The organism is Moraxella sp. HMSC061H09 (assembly GCF_001809255.1).
GTDB lineage: Bacteria > Pseudomonadota > Gammaproteobacteria > Pseudomonadales > Moraxellaceae > Moraxella > Moraxella catarrhalis.
The window spans coordinates 157,202-169,119 of sequence record NZ_KV796834.1; the positions used below are offsets into that span (position 1 = coordinate 157,202).

General features: G+C 43.5%; 8 protein-coding genes. 7 read left to right on the plus strand and 1 reads right to left on the minus strand.

All coding sequences use genetic code 11. The features are described from left to right. Positions 1 to 55: 55 nt before the first annotated feature. The 3 genes from HMPREF2573_RS01200 to gltS all read left to right on the plus strand — a co-directional run bounded on the left by HMPREF2573_RS01200 (position 56) and on the right by gltS (position 6,946). Complete coding sequence (locus HMPREF2573_RS01200) at positions 56 to 1,279, plus strand: multidrug effflux MFS transporter (RefSeq protein ID WP_003663398.1); 1,224 nt, start codon at positions 56 to 58, stop codon at positions 1,277 to 1,279. Positions 1,280 to 1,448: 169 nt separating this feature from the next. Next, entirely contained in the window at positions 1,449 to 5,393 is a 3,945-nt protein-coding gene (purL, locus tag HMPREF2573_RS01205; RefSeq protein ID WP_070472281.1) for a phosphoribosylformylglycinamidine synthase, read from the plus strand. A gap of 281 nt (positions 5,394 to 5,674) precedes the next feature. Further along, positions 5,675 to 6,946 carry a sodium/glutamate symporter gene (gene gltS, locus HMPREF2573_RS01210; RefSeq protein ID WP_003666588.1) on the plus strand — a complete coding sequence of 424 codons (1,272 nt, stop codon included), beginning with the start codon at positions 5,675 to 5,677 and terminating at the stop codon, positions 6,944 to 6,946. 68 nt (positions 6,947 to 7,014) lie between these two features. Here the strand turns inward: gltS and argA are convergent, their stop codons facing one another. Next, positions 7,015 to 8,346, minus strand: coding sequence for an amino-acid N-acetyltransferase (gene argA / locus HMPREF2573_RS01215; protein WP_070472283.1), 1,332 nt, complete (start codon positions 8,344 to 8,346; stop codon positions 7,015 to 7,017). Positions 8,347 to 8,655: 309 nt separating this feature from the next. Here argA and HMPREF2573_RS01225 point away from each other — a divergent pair, with 309 nt between their 5' ends. The 4 genes from HMPREF2573_RS01225 to efeB all read left to right on the plus strand — a co-directional run bounded on the left by HMPREF2573_RS01225 (position 8,656) and on the right by efeB (position 11,912). Further along, positions 8,656 to 9,234, plus strand: a complete 579-nt coding sequence (locus HMPREF2573_RS01225; RefSeq protein WP_003673499.1) for a DUF11 domain-containing protein — start codon at positions 8,656 to 8,658, stop codon at positions 9,232 to 9,234. A gap of 317 nt (positions 9,235 to 9,551) precedes the next feature. Beyond that, positions 9,552 to 10,013, plus strand: a complete 462-nt coding sequence (locus tag HMPREF2573_RS09705) for an imelysin family protein (RefSeq protein ID WP_250638054.1) — start codon at positions 9,552 to 9,554, stop codon at positions 10,011 to 10,013. A 41-nt stretch (positions 10,014 to 10,054) separates the two neighbouring features. Continuing rightward, a complete protein-coding gene (locus tag HMPREF2573_RS09710) occupies positions 10,055 to 10,516 on the plus strand; it encodes an EfeM/EfeO family lipoprotein (RefSeq protein ID WP_250638057.1) in 462 nt (153 codons plus the stop codon). Between the two features lie 148 nt (positions 10,517 to 10,664). Beyond that, entirely contained in the window at positions 10,665 to 11,912 is a 1,248-nt protein-coding gene (efeB, locus tag HMPREF2573_RS01235) for an iron uptake transporter deferrochelatase/peroxidase subunit (RefSeq protein ID WP_070472285.1), read from the plus strand. Positions 11,913 to 11,918 lie beyond the last annotated feature (6 nt).

Genomic DNA, 11,918 nt, shown 5'->3' on the forward strand with positions numbered 1-11,918 from the left:
ACCTATGATACAATAATCAGTTTTATAACAAACCCATACATAATGATAGTTTAAAATGACCATAACAAACAACCAAGAGACAAAATTTCCCGTGCTTTGGGTGATGATGCTGGGCGTGATGATTGCCATCGGACCTTTATCGATTGATATGTATTTGCCAGCTTTTCCGAGTATGGCAGAAGATTTTGGCGTCAATGTCGGTACGATTGCCAAATCTGTGCCAGCGTATTTTTTGGGATTGGTGTTTGGGCAGCTGTTTTATGGACCATTTAGCGACCGTATTGGGCGAGTACGCCCATTATACTTGGGCATGAGCATTTTTATCATCGCATCAATCATCTGTGCAACAACCAATAACGAATATGCGCTATTTATTGCAAGAACCTTACAAGCACTTGGTGCCTGTGTGACGACAGTCGTCACACGAGCCGCCATTCGTGATACGCTCAATCCAGTGCAGTCAGCCCGTGCTTTTAGTTTGATGGTGCTTGTGATGGGTGTTGCACCGATTTTGGCACCAAGTTTGGGTGCATTAATCTTAAAAGTAGCAGATTGGCATGGCATATTTTGGTTTTTGGCAAGTTTTGGGGTGCTAAATTTATTATTAACCAAATGCTTCTTAAAAGAAACCCTAAAGCCTGAAAACCGCAATACTCGCCCGATGTCTGAAAGCTTTGGGCAATATTTTGGTTTGATAAAAGACCGTACTTTTATGTTGCCTGCAGTTGCATCAGGGTTGCTTCAAGGTGCGTTTTTTATTTATTTGTCAATTTCAAGTGAGCTGTTTATGGTGAATTATCAGCTGACAGAGCATCAATTTGCCATCGCTTTTGGGGTGAATGCGTTTGGGTTTATTGCATTGACGCAGGTGAACCAATTTTTAACCAAGCGTTTTCATTTGGTAAATCTACTACGCACAGGGGCAGTCATTCAGTTGGCGGCAGCTGGTGTCTTATTGATATTGGGGCTTATTTTTGGCGGTAAAGCAAGTTTTTATTGGGTATTTGCCAGTCTGTTTATTTGTATTGCAGGACTTGGTTTGACACAGCCAAATGCAACTGCCATTGCTTTGGCGTTTCAAAAAAAGCGTGCAGGCTTGGCAAGTGCATTACAAGGCGCATTGCAGTTTTCGGTAGGTATTTTTGGCGGTCTGCTGATTGGTTTATTTGAGTTAGATCCTGTTACCCGCCTTGGTATCACGACCAGCATTTTGGTAGTGGTGGGTACTTTTTTGGTATTTTATATCAATCCAAAGCTTGATTTATCTCGCCTAGACTGAGTGCTTTTTAAGGTGCGATTAAGCCCAAAATAATCTTGATATTGGGGATGAAATTTTCGTTCCTTGTTTGATTTACCTAAAATATTGCCTTAAAATCTGTTATAATAAAAGACATTTATTTTTGATACCATTGCCACCTTTTTGGCGTCTTTAGCAAAGGGTAACCACCATGATGAGCACCATCGCAGGCTTGGAGTTTTTGACAGATTTTCAAGCACAAAAATTAGCCGACCAACTCAAACAAAAAGCTGGGCTAAATATTTATACCTTGAGCAGTCAGCAAGTTTATGTGTTTGATACACCGCTGTCAGAATCTGACCATCAAAAGGCGATTGATTTATTAAACCAAGGTCAAGCGCCTAGCCTAAACACAGCTGATGATGCACAGATTCAAGTGGTGGTTGCACCTCGTTTTGGGACAATCAGCCCTTGGGCATCTAAAGCAACAGATATTTTTAATAACTGTGGTGTCACTATTGGGCGAGTTGAGCGTGTCATTGTGTACACACTTACAGGCGAGAATTTGCCCAAGCGTTTGCCTGCCATCGCTGAATCAATTTTACATGACCGTATGACCCAAAGCCTTGTCTATGAGCTATCGGATGTGTCGGTTTTGTTTGTTGATGGCGAACCTGCCCACTTGAGCGTGGTTGATATTTTGGGCATGGGTAAAGATGCTTTAGTACAAGCAAATGCTGAATATGGTTTTGCATTATCCGACCAAGATATGACATATTTGGTGGAAAATTTCACCAAGTTGGGTCGTAACCCAACAGATGTTGAGTTGATGATGTTTGCTCAAGCCAATTCAGAACATTGCCGTCATAAAATCTTTAATGCTGAATGGACGGTAGATGGCGAGGTGCAGCCTAAGTCTTTATTTAAGATGATTCGTAACACGCATGAACAAAATCCAGAGGGTATCTTATCGGCTTATAAAGATAATGCCGCTGTCATGGAGGGTTTTGTGGCAGAGCGTTTTTATCCCACCAAAACGACCGAAGGCAATGCCCAATATGGGTTTCATCAAGAGCAAATTGACATCTTGATGAAGGTTGAAACCCATAATCACCCAACCGCCATTGCCCCATTTGCAGGTGCAGCAACGGGTGCAGGTGGTGAGATTCGTGATGAGGGTGCAACAGGTCGTGGCGGTAAGCCTAAAGCAGGTTTGACAGGATTTAGTGTTTCGCATTTACATCTACCGACGATGCCTGAAAAATGGGAAACAACAGGGCAGGTATCGGCCGTCAGTTATGGCAAGCCTTCTCGTATGGTATCGGCACTGGATATTATGATTGAAGGGCCGTTGGGTGGTGCAGCATTTGCCAATGAGTTCGGTCGCCCTAATTTAAATGGTTATTTTCGTACCTTTCAGCTAGATATCTCTGATCATCAAGATGGTAGCCAAATGCGTGGTTATCACAAGCCTATTATGATTGCAGGTGGCTATGGTAACATCAAGCGTGACTTGGTTCAAAAAAATGCCATCCAAGAGGGGGATTTGTTGATTGTATTGGGTGGACCTGCCATGCAGATTGGTTTGGGTGGCGGTGCTGCCAGTTCGGTTGATAGTGGTAAACTTGATGAGGGCTTAGATTTTGCTTCTGTACAGCGTGATAATGCTGAGATGGAACGCCGTTGTCAAGAGGTGATTGATACCTGCTGGGCGATGACCAAAGATGGTATGGATGCCAACCCAATCATCTCAATCCATGATGTCGGTGCTGGCGGATTGTCCAACGCCATGCCAGAGCTGGTCGATGATCATGAACTTGGGGCACATCTGAATTTACGCAAAGTCCCTTCGCTTGAGGCAGGTATGTCACCCATGGCAATTTGGTCAAATGAAGCACAAGAGCGTTATGTGCTTGCCATTCGCCCTGAAAGTGAGGCACTGTTTGACAGCATTTGTAGCCGTGAGCGTTGCCCTTATGCCATTTTAGGCACAGCAACCACAGTGCGTCAACTGATCGTTGATGATAGCTTGCTTCCAGAGCGTCCTGTGGATATGCCGATGCAGGTTTTATTGGGCGGCACCCCCAAAATGAAGCGAAGCTTTAATCGTACCGAATTCGCCCTTAAGCCCTTGGATACAGCTTCGGTGAATATCAAAGACAGCATTAAAGATGTGTTGCGTCATCCCACAGTTGCCAGCAAGTCTTTTTTAATCTCTATCGGCGACCGCTCGATTACAGGTATGGTTACCCAAGATCAATATGTTGGTCGTTATCAGGTGCCTGTCGCAGATTGTGCGGTTACTAGTACCGCCTTAAATGCTATCACAGGTGAGGCCATGGCAATGGGTGAGCGTGCACCTGTTGCACTTATCAACCCAGCAGCTTCTGCACGCTTAGCAGTCGCTGAAGCGGTGACGAATATTGCCTCAGCCCGCATTGATAAAATCAGCGACATTACTTTGTCTGCTAACTGGATGGCCGCTTGTGGCGATGAAAAAGAAGATGCGGCATTATTTGATGCGGTTCATGCGGTGGGCGAAGAGCTATGCCCAGCACTTGGTATTGCCATTCCAGTGGGCAAAGACAGCTTATCGATGAAAGCGGTTTGGGGCGAAGATGGTATTGAAAAATCGGTTACCTCACCGATGAGTCTGATTATTACAGCCTTTGCCCCTGTTCAAGATGTGTCAGGTACACTCACCGCCGCCTTAAATAATACCGATTCGGCATTGTATCGCATTGACTTGTCATCAGGTAAATTGCGTTTGGGTGGCTCAATTTTGGCGCAAACATTAAATCAGCTGGGCTGTGATTGTCCAGATTTGGAGCGACCAGAGGATTTGGCCAATTTCTTTGCTTTTATTCAGGCGGCAGCAAAAGCAGGCGTCATTCAAGCTTATCATGACATTGGTGATGGTGGTTTAATTGCTTCGGTGGCAGAGATGCAGTTTGCCAGTCGTATGGCGATTACCCTTGCACTTAGTGATGAAAATTTGCTCGGTCAGTTATTTGCTGAGGAGCTGGGTGCTGTGGTTCAAGTATTGCCTGATGATGTGCCAGCATTTGTTGATTTGGCCAAAACGCATGGCGTTAGTGAGTTTGTCAGCTTAATTGGTCAAGCCAAAACAACCCCAGCAGGCGGTGCTGGTCTTGATGTGTTAAGCATTACCACACCAAGTCAGACATTGTCTTTTACTCGTAGCGAGCTTCAAAAACAGTGGACAAAAGTTAGCCATGCCATCCAAAGTTTGCGTGATAATCCAATCTGTGCCGATCAAGAGTTTGCTTTAATTGATGATATGAATCATCATGGCTTGATTGCCGATGCTAATTATGATTTGGATTTGGCGGTAGAAGCTCCCTATGTCAATAGCCGTACTACCCAACCAAAAGTTGCCATCTTGCGTGAGCAGGGCGTTAATGGACATCTAGAGATGGGTGCAGGTTTTGTGCGTGCAGGTTTTGATGCCATCGATGTGCATATGAGCGATCTGATGAGTGGGCGAATTAACCTGCGTGATTTTGAGGGTTTGGTGGCATGTGGCGGTTTTAGTTATGGTGATGTGCTGGGTGCAGGTTCTGGCTGGGCAAACTCAATATTATTTCATGATGAACTGCGGATGCAGTTTGCCAGATTCTTCCATCGCCCCGAAACTTTTGCCCTAGGCGTCTGTAATGGCTGCCAGATGATGAGCCAGCTAAAAGACTTGATGGTTGGTGCTGAGAGTTTCCCTCGTTTTATTGCCAATAAATCTGCTCGTTTTGAGGCGCGCACAGTGAATGTACGGATTGAGCGTACCAAATCTGTATTACTCAAAGGGATGCAAGACAGCATCCTGCCTGTCGCTATTGCCCACGGTGAGGGCTATGCTAATTTAGATGATAAATCGATGGCAGATCTAACTTATCATGGTCAAATCGCACTTCGCTATGTTGATAGCCAAGGCAATCCAACTGAGCATTATCCACTAAACCCCAATGGCTCACCGCAGGGCATCACGGGCATTTGTAGTAATGATGGCCGTGTTACTTTAATGATGCCACATCCTGAGCGTACTCTACGCGCCGTAAATCATTCTTGGAAACCCCACGAATGGACCAATGATGGTGCATGGATGCGATTATTCCGTAATGCACGCGCATTTTTGCGTTAATTTGGCTTATGTCGACATGACTTCAACCCCAAATCGATATGATTTGGGGTTTTTAGATAGATTTGCCAAGCATCTAAACACGGATAGATTGCCATTTTTGAAACAAATTGTAACAAATGAATGCTGTAATTGTTTAAATACGCTGATGGCTATAAATAATATGCTTTATAATTATTGCTGCGTCTTAAATTGACTAAACAACTTGGGATTATCATGACTGGCTGGTGCAGCAGTATAACTGTGCATGATAAAGTGTGAAATTTGCCCTGATAGGAATACTTATGGAAATTACTTTAAATGGCTATTATACGCTGATTTTAGCGACGCTGGTATTATTACTGGGGCGTCTTTTGGTCAAGAAAATTAAGTTTTTGGGGGATTTTAATATTCCTGAGCCGGTTGCAGGCGGTTTAATTGCAGCGGTGATTGTCTATTGCCTAAATTGGTTTTTTGGGTATAGCTTTATTTTTCAAAAAGAGTTACAAACAGCATGTATGTTGATGTTTTTTGCATCCATCGGTTTATCGGCAGATTTTGGACGCTTAAAAGCAGGCGGTAAACCATTAATTATCTTTTTATTTGTGGTATCAGGATTTATTTTACTTCAAGACGCAGTTGGCGTCGGCTTAGCCAGTGCCTTGGGCCTAGATCCTTTGCTGGGCTTGGTTGCAGGTTCAGTATCTTTGACAGGGGGTCACGGTACAGCAGGTGCTTGGGGTTATACTTTTGAGGATAAATATGGTGTTGTTGGTGCAACCACCTTAGGCATTGCGTGTGCAACCTATGGCTTGGTGGCAGGGGGTGTTATCGGTGGGCCTGTGGCTAAGCGTTTAACCAACAAGCTTGGCATCAAACCAACAGCCCATGCAGTCAGCCCATCTAAGATGGAGCAATTGGCAAATGACCAGTCATTATACAACACCACGCACAACCTTGATGATGATACTGCACACAAACAAATGTTTGAGCGACCTGATAATATTCGCTTGATTACAGCAAGCTCAGCCATCGAAACTTTGGCATTATTTGCTGCGTGTTTGGCATTTGCAGACATTATGACAGGTGTTGCAAAAGATACTTGGTTTGAGCTACCGACCTTTGTTTGGGCGTTATTTGGCGGTGTCGTCATTCGTAATATTTTAACCACTTTCTTTAATTTTGATATGTTTGATCGTGCCATCGATGTATTTGGTAATGCAGCGTTATCACTGTTTTTGGCGATGGCTTTATTATCACTCAAACTGTGGGAGTTGACTGGTTTGGCAGGCCCTGTCTTGATTATCTTGGCAGCACAAACTTTGGCGATGATTGGCTATGCGTATTTTATTACTTTTCGTACGATGGGCAAAGATTATGATGCTGCTGTTTTGGCGGCGGGTCATTGTGGATTTGGTCTTGGTGCAACACCGACCGCCATTGCCAATATGCAAGCCATCACCGATCGCTATATCCCATCACATAAGGCATTTTTGATTGTGCCGATGGTGGGTGCTTTTTTTGTGGATCTTGTGAATGCAACCATTTTACAAGCTTTTCTTCGTGTGTTTGGTTGATTGAATCACAAAACATCTGCCTATAAAAATCCCAAGCACATCGCTTGGGATTTTTATTGATACATCAATTATAATAATTTTTTAAGCACTTTTGAATTACGACTATGATCATACTTGCGTTGACGGTCTTTTGGCAGCTCATCTACCGATACCTCGCTAAACCCTTGCTCAATAAACCAATGGGCGGTATGAGTTGTCAAAGCGTATAACTGATGGCGTCCATGGCTTCGTGCTTGCTGCTCTAAAAAAGCCAATAAATCAGCACCACGGCTGCTTTTGCGATAATCAGGATGAATGGCAAGACTTGCCACTTCTGCTGATTGGGCATCTAGTGGATAAAGTGCGGCACAGCCCAAAATGGTGCCATCACGCTCAATCACATTATAAAACTCAATCTCCTGCTCTAGACGCTCTTGGCTACAGCGTACCAAGACGCCTTGTTCTTCGAGAGGTTTAAGTAGCTCAAGCAGACCGATGACATCGTTTACCGTTGCATGGCGGATCTCTTCATAAGGGTCATGGCTAATCAAGGTGCCTGACCCATCACGCGTGAACAGCTCTTCAATCAATGCACCGTCTTTGGCATAAGAGATGATATGAGTGCGGTGTACGCCTTGGCGGCACGCACTGGCAGCACAGCGTAAAAAGTGCGAAATCTCTTCATGATCATCACAATCTCGCAGTAAGCGATCGACTTCATTGGGGATAAGTTCATGCAACAAGCGACCATCTTGGCCGATGATACCATCCTGCTCACCTAAGAAAATCAGTTTATCAGCTTGCAGGGCAATGGCTGTGGTCAGTGCTACATCTTCTGCCAATAGATTAAAAATTTCGCCCGTAACCGAAAAACCTGTCGGTCCTAGTAGGACAATATGGTCATTATCCAAATTATGGCGAATGGCATCGACATCAATTGAGCGTACCTCACCTGTCATCTGATAATCCATACCATCTCTGATGCCGTAAGGGCGAGCGGTGACAAAATTACCCGAAATGGCATCAATACGAGATCCGTACATTGGGGAGTTAGCAAGCCCCATCGACAGCCGAGCTTCGATTTGTAGACGAATTGAGCCGACTGCCTCCAAGATGGCAGGCATAGATTCATACGGTGTTACACGCACATTCTCATGTAGGTTTGATATCAGCTTGCGATTTTGTAAATTTTTTTCCACTTGTGGGCGTACACCATGCACAAGCACCAATTTGATGCCCAAGCTGTGTAGCAGTGCAAAATCATGAATCAGCGTACTAAAATTGTCACGAGCGACCGCCTCATCACCAAACATAACCACAAAGGTTTTGCCACGATGGGTGTTAATGTACGGGGCAGAATTACGAAACCAATGCACAGGTGTGAGTGCAGGAGTGTTCTGATAGGTGCTGACAGAATTCATGAATGCTCCAAAGAGTCAATGGCTGGTAAAATAAGAATGGCGAACAATATATGGCTAGAGCGTCTGATGTTGGTCAAATGTCCCATTAATAACTATCAAGATACCATCATACCATAGCAAAGTTTTGGGCAGATGCCAAGCGATTTATCTGCTTGATAAGGTTGGCATATGATAAAATCCACCATCATCGTCGCCAGTTTTGAGCATGTGTAAGTAGTTACCATAATTAAACAGTCAAGAAATTCACACCGTCAATCAGCTGTGCTATGCTTATGGGCACATAAAACTTGACCAACACAGGATAAATTTATGAAAATTTCTGCTACTTTTTCTTTGAGTGTAATGGCTTTGGCGTTGTCTGCATGTGCAACAGCACCAACACAAACCCCGCCAGTGGTGACCGAAACGACTGCTGTTGTGCCTAGCGTTTCTGACGAGACGCCATCAGTTTCACCCTCATCACCCAGAACGACACCAACCGTGGTAACCAGTGAAGATGTCAATGCCATCATGAATGCCTTTATTGTACGCAGGGATAATGCCCAAGAAACACTTGAGCCTGTAACTGCTCAAAGTAGTATTAAGGCAGGCGATCTTATTGAATATCAGGTGCTACTTACCAATGATGGTAACAATCGTGTGCGTGATATGCGTGTGGCTTTAAGCTTGCCGCAAGGAGCAGAGTTCACGGGCGTGGTATCACCAAGTGTTGGCACGCAAGCAAGTGCAGATGGTTCACGCTTTGTCTTTATGCCAATTCGCACCACAGCAGCTGACGGCTCTGTTCAAAATTTGCCGTTTAGTCAATATCAAGTATTACGCTGGAATATCCAAGACCTTGGTATCGGTGCAACAGCGGTTGTTAAATATCGTGCGGTTATCAAATAATCAGATGAATAAATAATGGATTGATACCATCATTTAGCACCAAAATAAACAAAACTGATAGCCAATCTGATGTTTGGCTATCTCATCAATCTAAAAACACCAAGTCACTGCCTTGGCTGGCTTTTCGTCTAATCAAATGGATGGATTTGTCGGGATAAGGTTGGGTCTTGGTGTTCTTTGTTAGTTGATATCTATTTTATCGATAAAACGATACAATCAGAGTAGATACAGCTTGCCAGTATGGTCGTATTTTTGGTTAATCGTTTTATAAGAATATACTTTATAGTGTATTGATAATCATTATTATTCATATTATAATGATTATCTATCGTTTATCTGTCATTGATTATCTTAATCATGTTAAGATAAATTATTTGGGACTCATTGGGCAACTTGTCATACAAACTTTTTCTAAATACGCCTTACTTTCTGCCAGTATTTTGACATTGACTTTAGTCGCTTGCCAAAAACCAGCAGATAAACCCACCGAACCTGTGCAGCCTGCCCAAACGCAGGATGGTCATGAGCATTACAAAACAGATGATGATACCATGGTGGATTTGAGTGCCGAAACGGCTGAATATAAGCATTGGGTAGAAGGTCAGATGGAGATTTTATTGGAGCAGACACAAAAATTTGTTGCTCTGCTTGATGCAGGTCAGCTTGAGGAAGCCAAAGCCTTATATCCGCATGCTCGTATGCCATTTGAACGGTCAGAGCCGATTGCTGAAATTTTTGGCGACCTTGTCCACGCATTGATAACCATGAAGCTGACTTAGAAGCAGGTGAGGTTTGGTCAGGCTTTCATGCCATTGAAAAAATCTTATGGACAAAAAATACTACCGAAGGCACCAAAGAACTTGGCCAGCAGCTGATTGCTGATATTAAAGAATTAAAAGATAAAATCCCAACTGCTGAGGTAACGAGTAATTTGATGGTAGAGGGTGCAGTGGATTTACTCAACGAGATTTCAACCACGAAAATCACAGGCGAAGAAGAGATTTTCTCAAAAACTGACCTATATGACTTTAAGGCTAATATTGAAGGGGCGCAAAAAATCTTTGAAATTTTAACCCCAAAACTACAAGCTAAAAATCCTGATTTGGTTACCGAATTAACAGAAAAATTCCAAGTTGTCAATGATTTACTTGTCACTCACCAAGTTGGTCAACATGATTACAAACCTTATAATGAGCTAAGTGCCGATGAAACCAAAGCTTTAGCCGAAGCGGTCAATAAATTGGGTGAGCCATTGGCACAAATGGGCGTGGTACTACAGTAACCGCTTATATCAGACAATGACGCTGCTGTATATCAATCTAGGCAAATAAAGATACAGGCTAAACTTTATTTGCCATTGGTATGGTTAGTTGGGGGTATGGCAAATGACGATAAAATAACCAACCAATCGCCGACAATTTTTAACAAAAGTGGGTGTTGGTTCTGTCGCTGTTGGTATTGGTACAATTGGATTGGCAGGATGCCAACAAGGTCATGAAAGTAAATCTGACAGGCAAACCGAGCATACACTCAAACCCAACAGCCCGCCTAATCCCAAGCAGGCAGGTGAACAAAATACCAATGTCAAGCACTGCTTGGCAGATAATCAGTATGATTTTTATGGTAAACATCAAGCGGGTATCATCACGCCAGCACAGCGTAGCATCTATTTTTTGGTCTTGGATTTGTATACAGATAAGTTAGATGATATTAAGGAGGTTTTTAAACAATGGACACAGTATGCCGCCAGATTAACCAAGGGCGATAATATCGCTCCTTATGGCTCAAATCCGCATGTGCCACCAGTTGACACAGGTGAGGCTGATAGCCTTGGAGCGTATGGCTTGACTTTAACTTTTGGTATCAGCCCATCGTTTTTACAAAAATTAAACTTAACTGATAAAAAACCGCCTGAATTTAGCGATTTGCCCAAATTCCCCAGAGACCAAATCCGCCCAGAATATTCAGGGGGCGATATTTGTATCCAAGCCTGCAGTGATGATCCACAAGTCAGCTTTCACGCCGTTCGCCAATTGGTACGCCAAGCCCGCTCAAGCGTTAGTATGCGATGGAGTCAGTCGGGATTTTTAGGTTTTGATTCAGGTAACCAAACCGCTCGCAACTTATTCGCCTTTAAAGATGGCACAGCCAATAGCAACACGCTTGATCATGCCGATAAACATGTTTGGATTCAACAGCCAGACTGGTTAAAAGATGGTACTTATTTGGTCGTTCGGCGTATCCAAATGCACCTAGAAACATGGGATAGAACCAGTTTAAACGGACAAGATGAAACCTTTGGCCGTCATCGAGATAGTGGTGCGCCGATTGGTCAAAGTGATGAATTTGCCCATCTGGATATCACCGCCAAAGATGATGAAGGTAATTTTATCATTCCTGAGATTTCACATGCAGGACTTGCTAAACGCAGCGGATTGCAGTTGCTTCGCCGTTCTTATTCTTATGCCAGTGGCATTGATCCAAAAACAGGTCAATTTGATGCAGGACTGTTGTTTATTTCATTTCAAAAATCGCCCATGCAATTCACCGCCATTCAAAGTTCACTTGGACGGGTAGATAAAATGAATGAGTACATCACTCACATTGGTAGTGGGCTATTTGCCTGTTTTGGTGGGGTAAAACAAGGCGAGTATTTGGGACAAAAATTGTTTGAATAAAACCCA